This window comes from Raineyella sp. LH-20, assembly GCF_033110965.1.
Classification (GTDB): Bacteria; Actinomycetota; Actinomycetes; order Propionibacteriales; family Propionibacteriaceae; genus Raineyella.
Genome location: NZ_CP137003.1, coordinates 948,777 through 970,385 on the forward strand (window position 1 = coordinate 948,777; position 21,609 = coordinate 970,385).

The 21,609-nt window shown below is 70.5% G+C and carries 22 protein-coding genes; 10 read left to right on the forward strand and 12 right to left on the reverse strand.

Annotated features, from left to right (window positions below):
• Nucleotides 1-219: 219 nt before the first annotated feature.
• The gene (locus tag R0146_RS04145; RefSeq protein ID WP_317691599.1) at nucleotides 220-2,601 is read right to left on the reverse strand and encodes a nitric-oxide reductase large subunit; all 2,382 of its coding nucleotides are present in this window, start codon (nucleotides 2,599-2,601) and stop codon (nucleotides 220-222) included.
• Nucleotides 2,602-2,751: 150 nt separating this feature from the next.
• Nucleotides 2,752-3,648: a YhfC family intramembrane metalloprotease gene (locus R0146_RS04150; RefSeq protein WP_317691600.1), complete on the reverse strand. Its 897-nt coding sequence runs from the start codon at nucleotides 3,646-3,648 to the stop codon at nucleotides 2,752-2,754.
• A 111-nt stretch (nucleotides 3,649-3,759) separates the two neighbouring features.
• Here R0146_RS04150 and R0146_RS04155 point away from each other — a divergent pair, with 111 nt between their 5' ends.
• Both R0146_RS04155 and R0146_RS04160 read left to right on the forward strand, forming a co-directional pair.
• Nucleotides 3,760-4,095: a PadR family transcriptional regulator gene (locus tag R0146_RS04155; RefSeq protein ID WP_317691601.1), complete on the forward strand. Its 336-nt coding sequence runs from the start codon at nucleotides 3,760-3,762 to the stop codon at nucleotides 4,093-4,095.
• Entirely contained in the window at nucleotides 4,092-4,952 is an 861-nt protein-coding gene (locus tag R0146_RS04160) for a DUF5808 domain-containing protein (protein WP_317691602.1), read from the forward strand. The genes R0146_RS04155 and R0146_RS04160 overlap by 4 nt, the downstream gene beginning before the upstream one ends.
• Nucleotides 4,953-5,008: 56 nt before the next feature.
• On the opposite strand, the gene R0146_RS04165 is transcribed toward R0146_RS04160, so the two are convergent.
• Entirely contained in the window at nucleotides 5,009-5,359 is a 351-nt protein-coding gene (locus R0146_RS04165) for a GNAT family N-acetyltransferase (RefSeq protein ID WP_317691603.1), read from the reverse strand.
• A gap of 224 nt (nucleotides 5,360-5,583) precedes the next feature.
• Between R0146_RS04165 and R0146_RS04170 the strand changes: the two genes are divergently transcribed.
• From R0146_RS04170 to R0146_RS04180, 3 genes are all read left to right on the forward strand, one after another.
• Nucleotides 5,584-6,420 (forward strand): undecaprenyl-diphosphate phosphatase, encoded by an 837-nt coding sequence (locus R0146_RS04170; protein ID WP_317691604.1) that lies wholly within the window; start codon nucleotides 5,584-5,586, stop codon nucleotides 6,418-6,420.
• A gap of 117 nt (nucleotides 6,421-6,537) precedes the next feature.
• Entirely contained in the window at nucleotides 6,538-7,263 is a 726-nt protein-coding gene (locus R0146_RS04175) for an NADPH-dependent F420 reductase (protein ID WP_317692329.1), read from the forward strand.
• 566 nt (nucleotides 7,264-7,829) lie between these two features.
• Complete coding sequence (locus tag R0146_RS04180; RefSeq protein WP_317691605.1) at nucleotides 7,830-8,387, forward strand: GNAT family N-acetyltransferase; 558 nt, start codon at nucleotides 7,830-7,832, stop codon at nucleotides 8,385-8,387.
• Nucleotides 8,388-8,445: 58 nt separating this feature from the next.
• Here R0146_RS04180 and R0146_RS04185 read toward each other — a convergent pair whose 3' ends face one another.
• A complete protein-coding gene (locus R0146_RS04185) occupies nucleotides 8,446-10,263 on the reverse strand; it encodes a DUF885 domain-containing protein (protein ID WP_317691606.1) in 1,818 nt (605 codons plus the stop codon).
• A 227-nt stretch (nucleotides 10,264-10,490) separates the two neighbouring features.
• Between R0146_RS04185 and R0146_RS04190 the strand changes: the two genes are divergently transcribed.
• Nucleotides 10,491-11,681, forward strand: coding sequence for an amino acid aminotransferase (locus R0146_RS04190; protein ID WP_317691607.1), 1,191 nt, complete (start codon nucleotides 10,491-10,493; stop codon nucleotides 11,679-11,681).
• A gap of 133 nt (nucleotides 11,682-11,814) precedes the next feature.
• Here R0146_RS04190 and R0146_RS04195 read toward each other — a convergent pair whose 3' ends face one another.
• Nucleotides 11,815-12,198: a DUF6841 family protein gene (locus R0146_RS04195; protein ID WP_317691608.1), complete on the reverse strand. Its 384-nt coding sequence runs from the start codon at nucleotides 12,196-12,198 to the stop codon at nucleotides 11,815-11,817.
• Nucleotides 12,199-12,310: 112 nt separating this feature from the next.
• On the opposite strand from R0146_RS04195, the gene R0146_RS04200 reads away from it, so the two are divergent.
• Nucleotides 12,311-13,756, forward strand: coding sequence for an MATE family efflux transporter (locus tag R0146_RS04200; protein ID WP_317691609.1), 1,446 nt, complete (start codon nucleotides 12,311-12,313; stop codon nucleotides 13,754-13,756).
• A gap of 25 nt (nucleotides 13,757-13,781) precedes the next feature.
• Here the strand turns inward: R0146_RS04200 and R0146_RS04205 are convergent, their stop codons facing one another.
• The 5 genes from R0146_RS04205 to rpsF form a co-directional block, all read right to left on the reverse strand.
• A complete protein-coding gene (locus R0146_RS04205) occupies nucleotides 13,782-13,928 on the reverse strand; it encodes a PIN domain-containing protein (RefSeq protein WP_317691610.1) in 147 nt (48 codons plus the stop codon).
• A gap of 292 nt (nucleotides 13,929-14,220) precedes the next feature.
• Nucleotides 14,221-14,667: a 50S ribosomal protein L9 gene (gene rplI, locus R0146_RS04210; RefSeq protein WP_317691611.1), complete on the reverse strand. Its 447-nt coding sequence runs from the start codon at nucleotides 14,665-14,667 to the stop codon at nucleotides 14,221-14,223.
• Between the two features lie 26 nt (nucleotides 14,668-14,693).
• On the reverse strand, nucleotides 14,694-14,927 hold the full coding sequence (gene rpsR, locus R0146_RS04215; RefSeq protein WP_317691612.1) for a 30S ribosomal protein S18: 234 nt from the start codon (nucleotides 14,925-14,927) through the stop codon (nucleotides 14,694-14,696).
• Between the two features lie 158 nt (nucleotides 14,928-15,085).
• The gene (locus R0146_RS04220) at nucleotides 15,086-15,682 is read right to left on the reverse strand and encodes a single-stranded DNA-binding protein (RefSeq protein WP_317691613.1); all 597 of its coding nucleotides are present in this window, start codon (nucleotides 15,680-15,682) and stop codon (nucleotides 15,086-15,088) included.
• Between the two features lie 148 nt (nucleotides 15,683-15,830).
• Nucleotides 15,831-16,124, reverse strand: a complete 294-nt coding sequence (rpsF, locus tag R0146_RS04225; RefSeq protein WP_317691614.1) for a 30S ribosomal protein S6 — start codon at nucleotides 16,122-16,124, stop codon at nucleotides 15,831-15,833.
• A 285-nt stretch (nucleotides 16,125-16,409) separates the two neighbouring features.
• On the opposite strand from rpsF, the gene R0146_RS04230 reads away from it, so the two are divergent.
• Complete coding sequence (locus R0146_RS04230; protein WP_317691615.1) at nucleotides 16,410-16,823, forward strand: DUF805 domain-containing protein; 414 nt, start codon at nucleotides 16,410-16,412, stop codon at nucleotides 16,821-16,823.
• A 169-nt stretch (nucleotides 16,824-16,992) separates the two neighbouring features.
• Here R0146_RS04230 and R0146_RS04235 read toward each other — a convergent pair whose 3' ends face one another.
• Complete coding sequence (locus R0146_RS04235) at nucleotides 16,993-18,855, reverse strand: AMP-dependent synthetase/ligase (protein WP_317691617.1); 1,863 nt, start codon at nucleotides 18,853-18,855, stop codon at nucleotides 16,993-16,995.
• Nucleotides 18,856-18,863: 8 nt separating this feature from the next.
• Nucleotides 18,864-19,922: an L-glyceraldehyde 3-phosphate reductase gene (mgrA, locus tag R0146_RS04240; RefSeq protein ID WP_317691618.1), complete on the reverse strand. Its 1,059-nt coding sequence runs from the start codon at nucleotides 19,920-19,922 to the stop codon at nucleotides 18,864-18,866.
• A 74-nt stretch (nucleotides 19,923-19,996) separates the two neighbouring features.
• Between mgrA and R0146_RS04245 the strand changes: the two genes are divergently transcribed.
• On the forward strand, nucleotides 19,997-20,800 hold the full coding sequence (locus R0146_RS04245; RefSeq protein WP_317691619.1) for a deoxyribonuclease IV: 804 nt from the start codon (nucleotides 19,997-19,999) through the stop codon (nucleotides 20,798-20,800).
• Nucleotides 20,801-20,819: 19 nt separating this feature from the next.
• Nucleotides 20,820-21,605 (forward strand): SDR family NAD(P)-dependent oxidoreductase, encoded by a 786-nt coding sequence (locus R0146_RS04250; protein ID WP_317691620.1) that lies wholly within the window; start codon nucleotides 20,820-20,822, stop codon nucleotides 21,603-21,605.
• The last annotated feature ends 4 nt before the right edge of the window (nucleotides 21,606-21,609 follow it).

Consider the following 21,609-nt stretch of genomic DNA (forward strand, 5'->3'; position numbering starts at 1 on the left):
CGGCGTACGTACGCACGTCGGAGGAACGTAGCCCCGGGACGGACGACGCCACGGACGATCCATCCCCGGACAGCTCGGGGCAGAACGACGGCCCGCGTCACCGCACGCGGGCCGTCGCCGTGCCCCTGGCCGGGGATCCGGTCCTGCCAGGGTGTCTGTCGTGGCAGACCAGTCGGACTGCCCGGTCATCTCACTACCCGGGTCACCTGCCGTGCCGGGTCACTCCTGCCCGGACACGCCCGCGCCGACGACCTCCACGTCCTCGTCCGGCTCGTCGAGCCGGTTGAAGACCGAGCCGCTGACCGACTCACCGCCGGGCGTCCGCACCGAGTAGCCGAACAACAGACCGACCATGAAGACACCGATCGCCAGCCCGCCGATGGTGAAGACGATGTCGCCCGGCGTCCGCAGCCAGCGCAGCACGGTGAGCGCCGGGCTGTAGAGGAACTCGGAGCTGCGGGCGTACCACAGACCGTGGGTGATCGACGCCCAGGCCTGGGCCAGGCCGACCGGCAGCAGCGACAGCAGACACATCAGCAGCAGGCCGATGTTCAGCCCCCAGAACCCGATGGCGATCGGCCTGTCGGCCCACCGCTTGGCGGGCATCAGCGAGCGCAGGCAGAACAGCATCAGGCCGATGCCGAGCATGCCGTACACCCCGAACAGCGCGGCGTGGCCGTGCAGGGGGGTCAGGTTCAGCCCCTGGACGTAGAACAGCGAGATCGGCGGATTGATCAGGAAGCCGAAGATGCCGGCGCCGAGCATGTTCCAGAACGAGACCGCGATGAAGAAGTAGACGGCCCACTTGTAGCCGACGGCCCAGCTGCTGACCTTGAGCAGGCGAAGGTTCTTGAAGGCCTCGAAGCCGACCAACACCAGCGGGACGACCTCCAGCGCACTGAACGTGGCGCTCCAGGCCATCACGATGTGGTCGCCACCGGTGAAGTACAGGTGGTGGCCGGTGCCGATGATGCCGCCGGCCAGGTAGACGGCCGTCGACGACAGGGTGGCGGTGGCCGCGGTCCGACTGCGCACGAGACCCAAGCGGGCGAACAGGAACGCGATCACCACCGTGGCGAAGACCTCGAAGAACCCCTCGACCCACAGGTGCACCACCCACCAGCGCCAGTACTCGGTGATCGACAGGTGCGTGCCCTGATCCATCCCGAAGGCAGCACCGTAGAAGCCGGCGATGGCCAGCGAGCTCATCAGCAGCATCAGGATCAGCGTCCGCTGACCACCGGCGGCGAGCGGCGCGGTCGCGGTCGGCCGGTTGCCCTCACCGCTGCGGGCCCGCCGCAGCGCCGGCCACATCGCCCGGGCCATCAGGAAGAACCAGAGGAACAGACCGACGAACAGGCCGATCTGCCAGGTCCGCGCCATGTCGAGGTACTCGTAGCCGGTGGTGCCCAGCCACCAGTTGATCGGCAGGCCGTGGCCCATGAAGCCCATCATGGACAGCCATTCACCGACCAGGGAGCCGGCGACGACCAGGATCAGCGCGTAGAAGAGCACGTTGACGCCGAGCTTCTGGTACTTCGGGTCCCGCCCGCCGACGGCCGGGGCGACGTACAGGCCGGTCGCCAGCCAGGCGGTGGCGATCCACAGGATGCCGAGCTGGTTGTGCCACGTACGGGTGACGGCGTACGGCAGGATCGTGTCGAGCGGGATGCCGTAGAGCGAGCCGCCCTCGACACCGTAGTGAGCGGTGAGGATGCCCATCGTGATCTGCAGCAGGAAGAGGGCGCCGACGATGTAGAAGTACTTCATCGTCGCGCGTTGGGACGGCGTGGCCTTGTAGCCGAGCAGCGGATCGCGCTCCGGGGCGTCGGTCCGCGGCTCCTCATCGTCGGAGTGGAGGTTGTGGTAGAAGATCATCCCGCCGATGCCGCCGAGGAGCAGGACGACGCTGATGATGCTCCACAACACGTTCGTCGGCGTGGGGACGTTGTCGATCAGGGGTTCGTGCGGCCAGTTCTGCAGGTACGAGACGTCCGTGCCGGGCGAGTCGGTCCCCGCCGCCCACGCGGTCCACCAGAAGAAGTCGTTCATCTGCTGGAGCTGCCCCGGGTCGGTGAGGGTGCCGGCCGGGATGGCGTCCTCGACGTTGCCGTTGGAGAAGATGTCGGCGTAGTAGGCCGAGTTCTGTTGCCACGAGGCGGCGCGCAGGCCGTCGACGGTGATCGTGCCGGTCGACGGGTCGTACGTATTGGTGCGGATGTCCTCCTTCAGCCGCTCCTTCAACGCGGCCTGGCGCTCCGCGGGAAGCGCGTCATAGGACGACGCCCCCTCGGCGCCGGCGTACCGGTCGAGGACGTACGTCGCCTCCCGGTGCAACCAGTCGGCGCTCCAGTCCGGGGCGACGTACGCGCCGTGGCCCCAGATCGAGCCGATCTCCTGGCCACCGATCGACTGCCAGATCTCCTGGCCCTCGGTGATGTCGGCACCGGTCATCAGCACGCGGCCGCTGCTGTCGACGACCTGAGTGGGGATCGGTGGCTTGTTCTGGTCGATCTGGTAGCCCAGGTAGAGCAGCACGCCGAAGGACAGCACCACGACCAGGGCGAGTGCTGTCCACCAACGGCGGTCTCGGCGGTTCATCGGCTGACGCGGGGCGGCGGGAGGGTGGGGATCCCGAACGGTCGAGGACACGGAGAACTCCTTTAAATATGGGACTCCCGTATTTAATACCGCAGTCCCCTGCCCTCCGGCAACACGATCCGGCACATCGGGGCGATCGGCGCCCCACCCTCAGCTCTCCGAGGAGGTCGACCCCTCACCGGCGGCACCCTTCGGCGGAACCTCACCGCCGTGCGACGGGGCCGGCGGGGCCGGCAGCTTCGACAGGTCCGGGAGCACGTCGGTGGCGAACCCGGGTCGCAGCCGTACGGCCATCAGGATCAACAGCGCGGCGATCACCAGCATGACCAGTTCGACCAGCCACGGGTTGACCTTGGCCTGGGTCATCAGCACGGCGATGATGTTGAACGTGCCATGCAGGAGCACGGCGGCCGCCCAGGCGACCAGCTTGCGGGAGCGATGGACGCCCCACAGCACCAGCACCGACAGCGCGACATGGACGCCGATCGCACCGATCCGCTCGACACCGGCAGCCAGGAACAGCGGCGATGCCGTCCCGACCATGGCGTCATGGGCCCGCTGGGCGGTCTCGGGGGGCATGGTGGCGGCGATCCGGTCCCAGGAGCCGGTGTTGATCATCACGGCGAGGACCAAGTTGGACACGGTGTTGACACCGACCAGCACCATCGCCTCGAGACCGCCGTGACCCAGACCGAAGGAGACGCCGTCGATCCAGCGATGGAATCGACGCAGCAACAGGACCATCACCACCAGCCGGCCGGTCTCCTCGAACAGACCGGCCGAGTAGCTCGCCATCGGCCCGGACAGCAGGAAGGACGCGATCGGCTGCGGCAGGGTCGGGACGACGACCAGCATCAGCGGGATCCGGATGAGGAGCTGGGAGGCGCCGAAGGCGAGCATGCCGCAGAGGAACGCGCGCCCGATCGCGGGCCATCGGGGATGACCGTCCGTACGACGCGTCAGCAACCAGATCAGACCGCCGAGCGGCACACCGAAACTGATCAGCAAGGTGACAGCCATGAAGGCGATCGACGACGAGGGAACCATGGGAACTCTCTCCGGAGAGGGCGGACGTCGTCGGGGAATGATGCCGGCGACGGGGCGATGGGCGACACCAGCATATTGACACGACAGGGTACTGTGCAATGCAATATAGCCATGCGCTCCGACCACCTCACCCAGCTCCGCAAGGGCGCGCTCGAACTGGCCGTCCTCGCCCTCCTCGACCGCGCCCCGTCGTACGGCTTCGAGATCGTCGACGGACTGGCCGGGCTGCCCGGCCTGGAGGCGACCACCGGCACGATCTACCCACTGCTGACGCGGCTGAAGAACTCCCGGCTGGTCGACACCACATGGCGGGAGTCGCCGAAGGGCCCGCCACGCAAGTACTACACGCTCAGCGTCGCCGGGCGCGACGAGCTCGCCGGCCAGACAGCGGCCTGGCGCCAGGTGGTCACGGCGATGGACGCACTGCTCACCGAGGAGACCCGATGACCGACCCGAACCCGACGTACGGAGACATCGACACGTACGTCGCCGAGGTGGCCCGCCACCTGAAGACCCGCGGGCCGGCACGTCACCAGGCCCTGGCCGACCTCGAGGCCGCCCTGCGGGAGACGACCGCGGCGTACGCCGGAGTCCGGTCGACGGAGGAATCGACGAACGAGGATCCGGTCGCCGCGGCGGTGGCTTCCTTCGGCTCCGCCCGCGGGTACGCCCGGGCGCTGGACGAGGAGTTACGCAGCGACCGTCGACGGACGATCCTCGGCATCCCCAATTCACTGGCCTCCGGGGTGCTGCAGCGGATGGCGGCGACGTTCGACCCCGCCGATCCACACCTGGTGGTGCCGCACGTGTTCGGCGTCGGGTGGGCCCTCAACATGGGGGCGATCGCCGTCCGGCTCGGACTGCTCCATCCCGACGACCTCGACGACGAACTGCTGGAGGACGCGACCGAGGGACCGGGACGATGGGCCCGGGCGATGGCGTGGACGGTGGCGGGAGCACTGGCCGTCGCCACCATCGCGTCGGTCCCGCGGCGCCGTCGCCGCGGGCTCACCGGTCGGGCGGCCTGGGCCGACGTGCCGGGTGCCGCGAGCGTCGGTGCCGCGGTCGTCACCCTCGCCGCCCTCGGCTCGGACCGGCGCCTCCCGCCCGGTCAACGCCTGGTGACCCCCGCGTACGCGACGCTCCTCGCCGGCATCGGGGCCGCCGCCCTGACCGGCCTGCGGCCGGACGGCAGTCGGTCGACGTGGGCCGGCTGGTGGGGGCTGCCGCTGGGCACCGCCCTGTGGTGGGCGGCCACGTACGGGCCGGTGCGGGCGACGGTCGATCACGCGGTGCGCCACTGAGCCAGCACCACTGAGCCGGCACCACTGAGCCGGGGGGCGCCCACGGCCGAGTCTGCTCAGGGCCGGTACTTCTCCGGGACGACGGCCAGGTGCTCGGGAAGCACCTCGGTCGCCCGATCGGCGTACTCGGGGTGCTTGCGGAGATAGGCCGTGATGTAGGGGCAGACCGGCACGATGGTCAACCCCTCCGCCACCGTCTCGGCCAACGCGGCCGCGGTCAGCCGCCCGGCCAGCCCGCGCCCGCCGTACTCCTCGTCGATTCCGGTGTGATAGAGCACCCGTTGCTTGCCGTCGGGGCCGTACGGCAGGTAGAAGATGCGGCCGATCTGCCGGTCACCGTCGCGGAGGAAGAACGCCTGGCCGGCGGGATCGTGGTCGATCGTGTAGTCGTCGATCTCGTCACTCATGACCGCGAGAGTAGTCGGCCAGGACGGCCCGCAGGAGGCTTCCGAAGCGGTGACCGACGGGAGGCCTCCGAACACGGCAGAGGCGGTCGACGACAGCCCGGTGCCGGTGGGCCTGCCGACCGGCGGGTGGGGCGACGCCGGACGTCGGACCGGCAGCGGAGCGGCGCCACTGCTCCGGTACGGTCGACCTGCATCCAGCAGCCGCCGACCCACGAAAGGGCGCCATGAACTGGTTCCACGCCATCCTGCTCGGGATCGTCGAGGGAATCACCGAGTTCCTCCCGGTCTCCAGCACCGGTCACCTCAACATCGTCGAGAGTTTCCTCGGATACCGGATCGACGACCCCGGGATGACCGCCTTCACCGCCGTCATCCAGGTGGGCGCGATCATCGCGGCCATCGTCTACTTCTGGAAGGACATCGTCCGGATCGTCGTGGCTTGGGTGAAGGGACTGCGTGACGCCGAGGCGCGCAAGGACCCCGACTATCGGCTGGGCTGGGGAGTGATCATCGGCTCCGTCCCGGTGGCCGTCGTCGGGCTGCTCTTCAAGGGGGCGATCGAGACCACATTGCGCAGCATGTGGGTGATCGCCGGGGCGCTGTTGCTGTGGAGCATCGTGATGTGGATCGCCGACCGCCGCCCCCACCACGACCGTGGCATGCACGATGTCACGCTCAAGGACTCGCTGGTGATCGGTCTTCTCCAGGCCCTGGCCCCGGTCTTCCCCGGCATCTCCCGCTCCGGCGCGACCATCTCCGCCGGCCTGTTCCTGGGGTTCGACCGGGTCACCGCCACCCGGCTGAGCTTCTTCATGGGGATCCCGGCCCTGATCGCAGCCGGCGGCCTCGAGGCCGCCACGCAGGCCGGCGCGATCTCGGCGACCGTCGGCTGGGGCCCGACGGTCATCGCGACGCTGGTCTCCTTCGTCGTCGCGTACGCCTCCATCGCCTGGCTGCTGAAGTTCGTCTCGACCAACAACTTCACCGGGTTCATCATCTACCGCGTGCTGCTCGGCCTGTTCCTTGTCGGGCTGCTGATGATCGGTCTGATCCCCGCCTGACGCCTGGGGTCCAGGACCTGCGGAGGCTCGGGCACGGCCCAGAAGACCGGGACGACGGCCGTCCGGTCCGCGACCCCGGTCGCTTCCCGCGCCCCGGTCGCTGACAATGGCGGGGTGATGGTCGGCGACACGGACTCGGGTCAGGCGGAGATCGGCGACCGGGACCCGGGCCGCCCGGGCACCGACGACGCCGGCACCACCGTCGGGATCCTCGGTGCGGGACACCTCGGGATGGCCCTCGCCTCCCGTCTCCTGGGCACCGGCTACGTCGTACGCCTCGCGACCCGCCGCCCGGCGTCGGTGACGGCCGAGCAGATCGCCCCCTTCCTTCCGGGCGTGACGGCAGTTTCCCGGGCCGAGGCGTACGACAGTGACATCGTCATCGCGGCGATCCCGCTGCGGCGCTACCGCAGCCTCCCGGCCGAGGCGCTGCGGGGCCGCGTCGTCGTCGATGTGATGAATCATCTCCCCCTCGTCGACGGGCCGCTGCCGGAGTTCGACGACGATCCCCGGTCGACCAGCGAGATCGTCCAGGCGCATCTCGCCGGCGCCCACCTGGTCCGTACGCTCAACCACATCAGCGCCCGGGAGATCAGCACCGACTCCCGTCCCGCCGGCGAGGAGGGGCGGCGGGCGCTGGCGATCGCCTCCGACCATCCGGCCGCGGCGGCCCGGGTCGGCCGACTGGTGGACGCCATGGGATTCGATCCGGTCGAGGTGGGCCCACTGGCCACCGCCCGTGTTTTCGCTCCCGGCACCCCGATCTTCCACGGGCGCTGGACCGCCGTCGAGCTGCGGCAGGCAGTGGCGGAGGCGGTGTCACAAGCGACGCCCGCGGCGTAGGGGCCGGTGCAGAGCAGCGCGGCCGAACAGAGCAGCACCGCCGAACAGAGCAGCGCGGCCGAACGGAGTTGCCGCCGAGACGGATGAGCCGCCGTCAGCGGCCTCCAGGCCATCGGCGACGGACGTCAAGCGAGTCGGCGGCCGACAACAATGGGGGGATCGTCGGTCGCCGACTCACCCCCAACGCTAGAGGCCCACCCGCAGGTCAGGCCATCACCAAAAGTCTAATCAGCCCGACTCACAGGCCAGGCACACCGGACTCTGGGTGCCGCGTCGATGCACAGATCGCACCCAGGCGGGTGGGTGACTCGCTCCCAGGGGGAATGAGCGACGGACCCGCGCGCGCCGCCGGGGGAGGAGGGAGGAGAGCGGCGGCGCGACGCGAGCCACGGGTGGCATACAACTCACCGGCACCCAGGATGCCCGGTCGTGGTTGAGAGCACGGTGAGCGACGGCCTGCCCCTGGGCCCCGGGGCAGGATGAGCGACGCCCCCGACTCGGGCACGATGGGGCCGGACCACCGCGGTGGACGCACCGGGCCGCCCCGACCTACCCTGAGAGGCGCCATGCCGCGTACCTCAGTCCTCAGCATCCGCAACGCCTCCCGGGCGGACCTGACCGTCCTGCAGGCGATCATCGACGCACAGCCGGAGCACCGCCCTCTCCTCGGCGGGCCGGACGCCTTCCGGCGGGATCCCGACGGTTTCACCCTGGTGGCGGAGTCCGACCACACGGTGGTCGGGGTCTGCCTCGGCACCGTGATGAAGCCCGGCCCGGTCGCCCGGGTCTTCCGCAGCGGCCTGCCCGATGTGCTGCACGCCCGTCGGATCGGCCTGCTCGACACCGTCGCCGTGCACCCCGAGCACACCGGGCACGGCCTGGGCACCCGGCTCACCCACGCGGCGCGCCTGCACCTGCGCCGCCACAAGACCGGTGTGTGGGCCGCGGCCGCGCCCGAGACCCCGCGCGGTGCCGGCATGGGCATCATCCTGCGGCGCGCCGGGCTCGAACCCTTCGCCGAGATCCCCGGCTTCTGGCGGCAGCACCGCGATGGCGGCCGGTGTCCGGCGTGCGGCGAGATCCTGTGTCGCTGCGCGGCGGTGATGTACGCGGGCGCGATCTGAGAGTCGTACGACCCGACGCCCCGTACGACCTGGCGGTCGTCCGCCGTACGCTCCGCGGTCAGCCGGCCAGCGCCGACCGCAGCACGTCCAGCGGCAGTGAGCCCAGCGACAGCGCCCGGGCGTGGAAGTCGGCCACCGAGAACGTCTCCCCGCGGGCAGCGGCGGCCGCCGCGGCCTCGGCGCGCAGGTCCTGCCACATCCGCTGGCCGATCCGGTAGCTCGGCGCCTGGCCCGGCCAGGTGAGATAGCGGTTCCACTCGAACCGCAGCGTCGCCTCGTCGGAGGCGACGTAGTGGCGCAGGAAGGCCCAGCCCTTCTCGGCGTCCCAGGTGCCCCCGCCGAATTCTTCCGGCGCCGGCTTGCCGAGGTGCACCCCCAGGTCGAACACCACCCGCGCCGCCCGCAGCATCTGCGCGTCGAGCATGCCGAACCGGTCCCCCGCGTCGTCCAGGAATCCGAGCTCGGCCATCAGGCGCTCCGCATAGAGCGCCCAGCCCTCGCCGTGACCGGAGGTCCAGCAGACCAGGCGCCGCCAGGAGTTGAGTCCGTCCTTGTTCGCGACCGCCTGGCCGACCTGCAGGTGATGGCCGGGCACCCCCTCGTGGTAGACCGTGGTGCGCTCCCGCCAGGTGGTGAAGTCGTCGACGCCGACCGGCACCGACCACCACATCCGTCCCGGTCGGGACCAGTCGTCGCTGGGACCGGTGTAGTAGATGCCGCCGGTGTTGGTCGGGGCGATCCGGCACTCCAGTCGCCGCAGGTCCCCGGAGATGTCGAAGTGCACGCCGTCCAGCGCGGTGATGGCCTCCTCGGTGGTCCGCGTCATCCAGTCCTGGAGGGCATCGGTGCCGTGCAGGCGGCGCGCCGGGTCGGCGTCGAGGACGGCGATCGCGTCCTGCACCGAGGCCCCGGGCCCGGCGATCCGCGCCGCCACCGCCCGCTGCTCGGCCGCCAGTTCGTGCAGCGCGTCCAGGCCCCAGGCGTACGTCTCGTCGAGGTCGACCGCTGCGCCGACGAAGTCCCGGGAGAAACGGGCGTAGCGCTCCGGTCCCGCGGCGTCCTCCTCGGGAGCGCCCGGCAGCACCTCCTCGCGCAGCGCCTCGACCAGCCGGGCGTACGCGGCGGCCGCCTGCTCGGCGGCCTGCTCCAGGCGCGCGCCGAGCGCGTCGCCCACGGCCGCGCGGGCATCGCCGGCGGCCCGGGCGCCACCGAGGTGGGTGACGAACCACGACGAGGCGGGGTCGGCGAGCAGGGCGGCGTCGGCGAGCGCCTGTTCGGCCTGGCGGCGGGTCGGTCGCGGGCCGCCGTCGGCCGCACCTCCCGCGGCCAGGCCCTCCCGCAGGCAGGCGATGTAGCCGTCGACCGCCTGCGGGAGGTCGGCGACCCGGGCGGCGATGACCTCCCAGTCGGCGGCCGTGTCGGTGGGCATCAGATCGATGACTTCGCGCATGCTCTGGACCGGCGACTCGATGTTGTTCGCCGCCGCCCGGTATTCGCGGGCCGCGTACAGCTCCAGTTCCAGCCCGAGCCGGTCCCGCATCGCTGCGAGGGTGACGGCGTCGCGGGCAGACTCGGTGGCGGCCCCGCGCGCCCCGGCAGGCTCGGTGACTCCCCAGCGCGCACTGACAGACGCCGCGCCGGGCTCACGGGTCCCCTCGCCGACAGCAGCCGGTGCCGCTTCCCGCTCCGCACGGTCCAGCCGGGCGAGGGTGTCCCGGACCAGGTCGGCGTACGCCGCGTGCCCGGCAGGCGAGAAGTCGCCCATCCGGTCGTCGTGGCCCGGGATGCCGAGGGCCGTCGCCCAGGTGGGCCGCAGGGCGGCGAGACGCCGGGTGTGGTCCTCGGCGATCCGATCGATGGCGCTGGGATTCCTCACCCCGCCGACGCTACCGCCGCCCCCACCCGCGATGCCAGAGCCGCCGGTGCGTACGACATCCGACCGATCGACGTCCGGGCACTGCGTCGGCACCGCGCCGGCACATCGCGGGGGTGGTGAACGACGGTGCCCACGCCGTGACGACGGCCTCCCCAACGCCCTGCCCGGCCACTAGGCTGTATGGCGCGCCGGTCAGGTGGCGCACCACGCCCACTGAAGGGGTCTTCATGTCCTTGTTCTCCGCCGTCGAAATGGCACCCGCCGACCCGATTCTCGGCCTGACCGAGAAGTTCAAGGCGGACACCGACCCGGACAAGGCCAACCTCGGAGTCGGCGCTTACCAGAACGCAGCCGGGAAGCTGCCGCTGCTGGCCTGCGTGGCGGAGGCCCGCCGCCGGCTCGCCGCTGACCCCCAGCCGATCCCGTACCTGCCGATCGACGGCCTGGCCGCCTACAACCAGCACGTCAAGGAGCTCGTCCTCGGCGCCGACAGTCCGGTGATCGAGCGTACGGCGACCGTCCAGTCCCTCGGCGGCACCGGCGCCCTGCGGGTGGGCGCGGAGTTCCTCAAGACGGTCGCCGCCGGGGCGACCGTGCTGATCTCCGACCCGTCCTGGGAGAACCACCGCGCGCTGTTCACCGCCGCCGGCTATCCGGTGGAGAGCTACCGCTACTACGATGCCGCCACCCGCGGCATCGACGTCGCCGGCATGGTCGAGGACCTGCGGGCAGCAGCACCGGGCACGATCGTCGTGCTGCACGCCTGCTGCCACAACCCGACCGGCTACGACCTCGATGCCGACCAGTGGGGCACCGTCATCCAGGTCATCACCGAGGGCGGCCTCATCCCGTTCCTCGACATGGCCTACCAGGGCTTCTCGCAGGGCCTGGAGGAGGACGCCCAGGTGGTGCGGCGGTTCGCCGACGCCGGCCTGTCGTTCGTCTGCTCCACCTCGTTCTCGAAGAGCTTCTCGCTCTATGGGGAGCGCGACGGCGCGCTCTCGGTGATCTGCACCGATGCCGACGAGGCGAAGCGGGTGCTGTCCCAGCTGAAGCCCGTGGTCCGTACGCTCTACTCCAACCCGCCCACCCACGGCGCGAAGATCGTCGCCACCGTGCTCGGCGACCCGGAGCTGCGCTCCCAGTGGGAGGCCGAGCTCGCCGAGATGCGCGACCGGATCAAGGAGATGCGTGCCGCGCTCGTGGCCGGGCTGCAGGCCGCCGGGATCACCGACGACGTCTCGTTCATCACCGACCAGGTGGGGATGTTCTCCTACTCCGGCCTGTCGAAGGACCAGATGATCCGGCTGCGCGAGGAGTTCCACGTGTACGGCACCGACAAGGGCCGGATCTGCGTGGCCGCGCTGAACCCGGGCAACATCGACCACGTAGCCACGGCGATCGCCCAGGTCTGGTGACTCGGCGGTCCGGTGACCACGACAGCCCGGTGATCCGGACGGTTGGCTGATCGCGACGGTCACCCACCGATGACGACGAGGGCTCGGCTCCGCGGTGGAGTCGAGCCCTCGTCGTCAGTCGCGTCGGACAGGCTCAGCCCAGCAGTGGGGTGACGGTGCTGATCTTCCACCAACCGTCGATCTGGACCAACTGGTAGCAGTAGCGCTCCTGGCTGACCTCGCTGCCCTCGGCATCGACGTTGCTCAGCATGACGTATGCGACGGCGACGCCGCGACCGGGCTGGTCGCACCAGGTGACGGTCGGGTGCGAGCGGACGATCCCCTTCTCGGCATAGCCCTTCAATGCACCGGCGAAGTAGCCCCTGGTCTGGTCGTGGTCCTGCACCACCAGCCGGGCGTGTGGGGCGATCACCATCGCCGGATAGACGTAGAGCCGCGCCAGGTGGTCGAGGTCGCCCTCGGCGAGCAGACCGGCGTACGTCTCGAAGAGGGCGGTGAGGTCCCCGGTGATGTCCATGACCGGCACGCTAGCGTACGGAAGTGACCAGGTGGAGGCGGCCGGCCCCCGACTCGGCCGGCCTACGAGGTCAGGCAAGCCATTCCTGATCGGCCTGTCCTATCCTGACCAGGTGAACGCGGCAGCCCGGAACGCTCGGCCGGACCGGGCGACACGCCGATCCCCGACCACACCGCCGGACCCGACCACACCGCCGGACCCGAACACACCGCCGGCCCCGACCACACCGCCGGACCCGAGCAGCCCGGCGCGTCGGCACACCCGCAGCCTCAACCGGGAGATCCTCGCCCTGGCCGTCCCGGCGTTCGCGACCCTGGTCGCCGAGCCTTTGCTGATCCTGGCCGACACGACGATCGTCGGGCACCTCGGCACCGCGCAGCTGGCCGGTCTCACACTGGCGTCCAACGTCATCGGGGTCCTGGTCGGCCTGTCGATCTTCCTGGCGTACGGCACCACCGCCACCGTCGCCCGACGGCTCGGCGCCGGGGACCGGCAGGGGGCGCTGTCCGGCGGACTGGACGGGATGGTCCTCGGCCTGCTGATCGGCGTGGCCCTCTGCGTCGGACTGCTGCTCGGCGCCCGGCAGCTGCTCGGCCTCTACGGCTCCACCCCGGAGGCGACCGGGTACGCGACGACCTACCTGCGACTGGTCTCGCTCGGCCTGCCCGCCCAGCTGGTCAGTCTCGCCTCCACCGGGGTCTTGCGCGGGCTGCAGGACACCCGTACGCCGCTGTACGTCGCCGTCGGGGTGAACCTGGTCAACATCGCCCTCAACCTTACCCTGGTCTACGCCGTCGGCCTCGGCATCGCCGGCGCGGCGATCGGCACCGCGGCGTCCCAGTGGGCGGGCGCCGCGGTGCTCGGGACCGCGGTACTGCGCGGTGCGGCCCGGCACGGCGTCGGCTTCCGCCCGGCGTTCGGCGGTGTGCTGGCGGCGGCCCGCTCGGGCGGCTGGCTGGTGCTGCGGGCGGCGACCCTGCAGCTGGCCATCACCATCACCACGTTCACCGCCTCCGGGATGGGCGAGGTGGCGTTGGCCGGTCACCAGGTCGCGTACAGCCTGTGGCAGACCATGGCGTACGCGCTCGACGCCTTCGCCATCGCCGCGCAGGCACTGATCGGGCTGCGGCTCGGCTCCGGCGATGTCGCCGGGACCCGGCGGATCACCCGGCGGGTGCTGGTGTGGGGGGTCGGCTTCGGGGTGGTCGTCGGGCTGCTGCTGGTGCTGTTGCGGCCGGTGCTCGGGGTGCTCTTCACCCCGGACGCACGGGTGCACGCGACGCTGATGGTGACCCTGGTGGTGCTGGCCTGCATCGTTCCGGTCGGCGGGGTGACGTTCGTCCTCGACGGGGTGCTGATCGGTGCCGGCGACGCCCGCTACCTGTCCCTGGTCGGGCTGCTGGTCACAGCGGTCTACGCGCCGCTGGCCCTGGTGGTGCGGGCGACGGACGCGGGGTTGGCCTGGCTGTGGGCGGCGTACGGGGTGTGGATCGCCGCCCGCGCGGTGACCTTGTGGGTCAGGGCCCGCGGCACCGCGTGGATGGTCGTCGGGGGCTGACCCATCGGCCCGGGCATGGCACACATCAGACCAGCCTCACCTCGACCAGCCCCTCGACCGCAGCCGCCAACCGTCGGTCGCGGGTCACCAGCGGCACTCCCAGCCCGTCGGCGAGGACGGCATATGACGCGTCATAGGAGGTCAGATTCTCGGCCAGATCGAGGGTCCGCAACGACCATGCATCTGGCGGCCTGACCGGTCCGAGCGACACGGAGTCCGACCGCGGATGAGCCGAATCTGACACCTCACGGGCGCCGTGTGTCGAGCACCGCAGCGTGACCCACGGTTTCACGCGGGTCTTGCATCTCGCCGGCAGCCCGCCCCGATCTGAGCCGCCAGATTCGGCTCACGCCCGGCGAAGCACAGGAACGACGAAGCACAGGAACGCGACTCAGGGACGCGGCTCAGGGACGACGAAGGGGGCCGATCCCGCAGGATCGGCCCCCTTCGTGCGATCAGTGCGCTCAGGCGGCGACGACGATCACCGGGAAGTGCGCGGTGACGGCCTCGTGGATCTTCAGGCCCACGTTGTGCTCGCCGACGGTCTTGATCGGCTTCTCGATCTTCACGCCACGCTTGTCGATGGTCGGGCCACCGGCGGCCTTGACGGCCTTGGCGATGTCCGCGGCGGTGACGGCACCGAAGAGCTTGCCCTCCTCGGAGGCGCGGACGGCGACCTGGACCGTGAGGCCCTCGATCTGGGTGCGCAGCTCGTCGGCGTGCGCACGGTCGCGCACCTGGCGGGCGTCACGGTTGCGCTTGATGCCGGCGATCTGCGACTCGGCGCCGCGGGACCACTTGATGCCCAGACCCTGCGGGATCAGGTAGTTGCGGGCGTAGCCGTCCTTCACCTCGACGACGTCACCGGCGATGCCGAGGTTGGCCACGGCGTTGGTCAGGATGAGCTTCATAGTCGTTTCTCCTCTTCCTGAACGGATCAGCGGGACGCCGACGCGTACGGCAGCAGGGCCACCTCACGCGCGTTCTTGATGGCGATGGCGACCTTGCGCTGGTCCTGGACCGACAGACCGGTCACCCGACGGGCGCGGATCTTGCCCCGCTCGGAGATGAACTTGCGCAGCAGCGCGGTGTCCTTGTAGTCCACCTTGCCGATGCGGGTCTTCTTGATCGGCGCAGCCTTCTTCTTGCTGATGGGCTTGCGAACGGCCATTGTGGTGCTCCCCTTTCAGAGCCCGGCCTGAGCCGGAATGTGCCTAGTGAATGTGTGCTGTGTCCCTCGAAGGACCGCCCCCTGGGGGACTGTCCGTCTGAAGGACTGTCCCTGGGGGACGTCCTCGACCGGAGGCGGTGTCGACCGGCCCGGGTGGATCAGAACGGAGGCTCGTCGCTCTGCGGCTGACCCCACGGGTCGGCCATCTGCTCGCGATTGTCCCCGCCGTACGATCCCTGGCCGGACTGACCCCCCGGATTGCCCTGGCCGCCGCCGTAGCCGCCGCCCTGACCACCCTGGGAGCCGTAGCCACCCTGGTTGCCCTGGTTGCCGTAGCCGCCCTGGCCGCCGCCGAAACCGCCGCCCTGACCACCCTGGCCGCCCTGACCACCCGAGGACCGGGTGACGGCGGCGGTGGCGTAGCGCAGCGACGGGCCGACCTCGTCGACCTCCAGCTCGACGACCGTACGACGCTCGCCCTGCTGGGTCTCGTAGCTGCGCTGGCGCAGGCGCCCCTGCACCAACACCCGCATGCCCTTGCGCAGCGACTCGGCGACGTTCTCGGCCGCCTGGCGCCACACGGAGCAGTTGAGGAACAGGGCGTCGCCGTCCTTCCACTCACCGGACTGCCGGTCGAACGTCCGCGGCGTCGAGGCCACGGTGAAGTTCGCGACGGCCGCCCCGGAGGGGAGGAAGCGCAGCTCGGGGTCGGCGGTGAGGTTACCGACGACGGTGATGACGGTTTCGCCAGCCATGAGGGATCTCCAGTCGAGATGGTGGGTGTCCGGTGACCCGACGCAGACGTCCTGCGTCAGACGAATCTGACACGTCGGACCGATGCTCCCACCTTGTCACGGGTCACCGACAGTGGGTGCCCCGGCAGGCGGTTCGGGTCAGAAGGACTCAGGCGTGCAGGTCGGGGCGGAGCACCTTGGTCCGCATGATCTGCTCGTTGATGGTCATCAGACGATCCATCTCCTGGACGGACGCCGGCTCGGCGGTCAGGTTGATGACCGCGTAGAACGCCTCGGACTTCTTGTTGATGTCGTAGGCGAGCTTCCGCTTGCCCCAGAGGTCGACGTTCTCGACGGTGCCGCCTTCGCTGGTGATCGTCTCCAGATGCTTGTCCAGCATCGGGGCGACCTGACGGTCATCAGTGTCCGGATCGATGAGGACCATGATCTCGTACTTACGCATACGCGTGTCCCACCTCCTGTGGTCTCTGCGGCCATGGGTCTGTCCCATGGCAGGAGGGCGTGTGCCGGTCCCCGACTCATGGGGAGTGGGGACCAAGGGCTGATTCTAGCGGCCGACCCGGACCGACACCAATCGTCGGAGAGGCCTCCACGCGGCCCCCTGTTCCCCTACGCTTCTGCCGAGCCCGGCCCTCGACGACCGATGCCGTGCGGGACGACCTCCCCGCACCGTACGGTGGTCATGAGACCGGGCTCACATACGGTCCCCCCTCAACAGGAGCCAACCATGACCTTCCTCGAAGCGATCCAGACCTGTTTCCGCAAGTACGTCGACTTCAACGGCCGGGCCGGCCGCGCCGAGTACTGGTACTTCGTCCTGTTCTCCGTCATCGTCAACATCGTCGCCAGTGGCCTCGACTCGGTCCTCGGCATCGCCGCACAGGGCACCGCCTCGGGCCCGATCGCCGGGCTCGCCAGCCTGGCCCTGCTGCTGCCCGGTCTGGGCGTGGCCGTCCGCCGGATGCACGACATCGACAAGTCCGGCTGGTGGCTGCTGCTCGTCCTGATCCCCTTCGTGGGCGCGCTCATCGTGATCTTCGCCTTCCTGATCAAGAAGTCCCAGGAGGGCGACAACCGGTTCGGCCCGGCTCCCACCACCGGCCAGCCGACCCCCGGTCACGCGAACCCGGCCCAGGGCTGATCCTCCCCGGCACCACATCCCCGCACCACGACGGCCCGGCGCGCTGCGCGCCGGGCCGTCGTGGTCAGTGCCTCGATCCTGCGGCGATGCGCTCTGTCGTACCCCGATCCTGCGGCGATGCGCACGGTCCCGCGGTCGCCGCAAGGGTCCGTACGGTCCGGAGCATCGCTCAGTGGTCGCCGTTCAACCGGTGCAGCGCCTGGTCGGCAGCCTCCCGGGCGTGCTCGGCGGCGCCCTTGGCCGCCTGTCGGGCCGCCGCGATCCGCTCGTACATCTCGTCGACGACCGCCGCGAAACGCTTCTCCACCGCCCGCCGACGCACCTTCAGGGTCGGGGTGAGCAGCCCGTTCTCCATCGTGAACTCATCGAAGATCACCCGCAGGTCGCGGATCTTCTCCTGGTGCGGCAGCCTGGCCGAGACCTTCTCCACCCGCCGGCGCAGTTCGGCGAGCACAGCGGGATGCGCCACCAGGTCCTCCCGCGTGTCGTACGCGATGGCGTGCGCCTCCGCCCATGCCTCCAGCTCGCCCACGTCGGGCGAGATCAGCACGGTGACGCACGGCCGGTCGTCGCCGACCAGCACCGCATGGGCGATGAACGGGTCGGCGCCCAACTCCTCCTCGATCGGGCCGGGGGCGATGTTCTTGCCCTGGCGGGTGACGATCAGGTCCTTCAGGCGGTCGGTCACCACCAGGTAGCCGTCCACGTCGAAGTGCCCGATGTCGCCGGTCCGCAGCCATCCGTCGTGGAGGACCGCGGCGGTCGCCTCCGCGTCGTTCCAGTAGCCGGCCATCAGGTTGGGACCCCGGTACTCGATCTCACCGTCGCCCTCCGCGAGGTCGCCACTGTCCACCCCGGGCACCGGCACGATCCGGATCTGCGAACCCGGCATCGGCCGGCCCACAGATCCGAACCGCACCTGGCCGGGCGCGTTGTAGGACATCAGCGGAGCCGCCTCGGTCATCCCGTAGCCGGTGGTGATCAGCATCCCGCAGGCCCAGAAGAACTCCTCGACCTCCCGGCGCAGCGGGGCACCGCCGGCGACCATCAGCTTCTTCTGCCCGCCCAGGGCGTGGCGCACCTTCGACAGCACCAGCAGGTCAGCCAGCGCGAGCCGACCGCGCAGCAGCGGATCGGCCCGCAGCCCGGCCCGGCCGGCCCGCTGGGCCGCCAGGCCGGTCGCCACCGCCCAGTCGAGCAGTCGCCGCTTCAGCGGCGAGGACGCCTGCTCCCGTACGGTGCTCAGCACCCGCTCGTAGACCATCGGCACCATCACCATCAGTGACGTACGGGCCCGGGGCATCATCACCGGCAGGGTGCGGGTGTCGGTGACGTACGTGTTGCTCGCGCCGGCGGCCAGCACGCAGAAGGTCCAGGCCCGCTCCAGCGCGTGCGCCAGTGGCAGGAAGCACAGGCTGCTGTCCTCCGGCGTGATCCCGAAGCTCTCCTGGACCACGGCGATCTCGGACAGGAACGCGCCGTGGGAGAGCATCACCCCCTTCGGGGTGCCGGTGGTGCCGGAGGTGTAGATGATCGTCGCCAGGCACCCGGGGCGCAGTTCCTCACGGCGCCGCCGGACCTCGTCGTACGCCTCGGGCGCCGGGTCCTCGGACAGATCCTCGTCGTCCATCACGACGACCCGCTCCAGGTCGGGCAGGTCGGCGCGCACCTGGGCGATCCGGTCGGCCTCCAGCACGGATCCGCAGAACACCCAGCGGGCGCCGGAACTCGCCAGGATGATCCGGGCCTGTTCGGCGGTGGAGGTCTGGTAGATCGGCACCACGATCGCCCCGATCGACAGCGTCGCCAGGTCGACGACGGTCCACATCGGTGAGTTCGGGGCGAAGATCGCCACCCGGTCCCCGACCTCGACCCCGTCGGCGACCAGCCGGGACGCGGTGGCCTCCCGCGCGAGCGCCAGCTCGGCGTAGGTCATCGTCGCCCAGCCGTCGTCCGTCCAGACCCGAGTGGCGATCCGGGACGGATGGGCAGCCACCGAGTTCCGGATCAGGTCGGAGATCGAGCGGGGCATGGTGGGGATCATTCCCGGGTCTGTTCGGCCCAGAGGTCGATCCCGGACTCGACGGCGTACGCCTCGATCGCCGTCAGCTCCTCCTGGGTGAAGTCGAGGTGCGACAGGGCGCCGAGGTTGTCCTCGAGCTGGCCGACGCTGGAGGCGCCGATCAGGGTGGACGACATCCGCGGGTCACGCAGCACCCAGGACAGCGCCATCTGGGCCAGGCTCTGGCCGCGGCCGCGGGCGATCTCGTTCAGGCCGCGGACCCGCTCGAGGGTCGCCTCGTTGAGCCAGTGGGTGTTGAACGAGGAGTGCATCGCGGCCCGGGAGTCCTCGGGGATGCCGTGCAGGTAGCGGTCCGTCAGCAGCCCCTGGCCGAGCGCGGTGAAGGCGATGCAGCCCATCCCCTGCTGCTCCAGCTCGTCGAGCAGACCGGTCTCGATCCACCGGTTGAACAGGTTGTACGACGGCTGGTGGATCAGCAGCGGGGTGCCCAGGTCGGCGGCGATCCGGGCGGCCTCCGCGGTCTTCGCCGCGGAGTAGGAGGAGATCCCGACGTAGAGCGCCTTGCCGGAGCGTACGGCCTGGTCGAGGGCCATCATGGTCTCCTCGATCGGGGTCTCCGGGTCGAAGCGGTGGCTGTAGAAGATGTCCACGTAGTCCAGGCCCATCCGCTCCAGCGACTGGTCGAGCGAGGCGAGCACGTACTTGCGCGACCCGCCGCCCTGACCGTACGGGCCGGGCCACATGTCCCAGCCGGCCTTGGTGGAAATGATCAGCTCGTCGCGGTAGGGCTTGAGATCGGTGCGCAGGAACTGGCCGAAGTTGATCTCCGCGGCGCCGTACGGCGGGCCGTAGTTGTTCGCCAGGTCGAAATGGGTGATCCCGGCGTCGAAGGCGCGGTGCAGGATTTCGCGCTGGTGGCCGAGCAGGTGGTGGTCGCCGAAGTTGTGCCACAGGCCGAGGGACAGCACGGGAAGCTTCAGTCCCCACTTCCCGACCCGGCGATAGACCATCGCGCCTGGGCGATCCGGGTCGTAGCGGTCCTCGGCAGCGACATAGGGTGTTCCGGAGAGCATCATGGCGCCCATTGTCCTCCGTCCCGTCCGGCGGCGTGCAGCGAACCCCCGGCCTCGCGCCGGGCTAGGGTCGGCCCATGGCTGAACTCCCGGTGCCGGTCGGTGCCCACGTCGATGCCGCCACGTCCCTCGACGAGGCGCGAGCCGTCGGGATCCACGTGGTCCAGATCTTCATCGGTGATCCGCAGGGCTGGAAGAAGCCCACGCTGGACGTCGAGGGCGGGCCCGCCGCGCTGCGCGAAGCGCTCGGCGAGGCCGGCGTCACCGCGTACGTCCATGCGCCGTACGTCATCAACGTCGCCTCCACCAACAACCGGATCCGGATCCCGTCGCGCAAGCTGCTCCAGCAGACGTTGCACGCCGCCGCGGAGATCGGTGCGGCCGGGGTGATCGTCCACGGCGGGCACGTCACCGCCGAGGACGAGCCCGGCCAGGGCGTCGAGAACTGGCACAAGGCGGTCGCGGGCTGCGAGATCCCGGTGCCGTTGCTGATCGAGAACACCGCCGGCGGCGCCCATGCGATGGCCCGCCGGCTCGACGCGCTGGCCGCGCTGTGGACGGCCATCTCGGCCGCGGAGGGCGCCGAGCAGATCGGCTTCTGCCTCGACACCTGCCATGCTTTCGCCGCCGGACTGGACCTGACCAGCGTGGTCGACGACGTCCGGGCCATCACCGGCCGGATCGACCTGGTGCATCTCAACGACTCCCGCGGCGCGGCCGGGTCGGGGGCGGACCGACACGCCAACCTCGGTGAGGGGCTGATCGACGCCACCGAATTGGTCGGTGTGGTCCGCGCCGCCGGGGTGCCCGCCATCCTGGAGACACCCGGCGGGATCGACGAGCGCCGGGCGGATCTCGCCTGGCTGCGTGAGCACCTCTGACCCCGATAGGCTGCCGAACATGGGAACTGCGCTGATCACCGGGGGGACCTCGGGCATCGGGGCCGCGTACGCGCGGGCGCTGGCCGAGCGGGGTGACCACCTGGTGCTGGTCGCGCGGGACCACGCCCGGCTGGAGGACGAGGCGGCCCGGTTGCGGGCCACGTACGGGGTGCAGGTGGAGGTGCTGCAGGCCGATCTGGCGGACCGTACGCAGGTGAACACGGTCATCGCCCGACTGGAGTCCACGGTCGACCCGATCACCACCTTCATCAACAACGCCGGCTTCGGGCTGCACGCCGACCTGCTCACCTCCGACACCGAGAGCGACGAACGGGCGTTCGAGGTGATGATCCGTGCGGTCTATCTGCTCGGCGGCGCGGCTGCCCGGACCATGCTGCGACACGGCAGCGGGGAGATCATCAACACCTCCTCGTCGGCGGCGTTCATCACCACCGGCAACTACTCGGCGGTGAAGGCCTGGGTGCTGACCTACACCGAGGCGCTGGCCACCCAGCTGCACGGCAGCAAGGTCCACGTCACGGCGTTCTGCCCCGGTTGGGTGCACACCGAGTTCCACCAGCGGGCCGAGATCGATTCCTCCAAGCTGCCCTCCATCGTCTGGATCGACGCCGACAAGGCGGTCCGCGAGGCGCTGGACGCCGCCCGGAAGGGCCGGGTGATCTGTGTGCCGACGCCGCAGTGGAAGATCGCCGTCGGGCTGGCCCGGGTGGTGCCGCGCAGCGCCATCCGGTGGGTCTCCAGCAAGCTGATCAGTTCCCGGGCGAAGGTCTCCGATGTCCGTTGAGGTG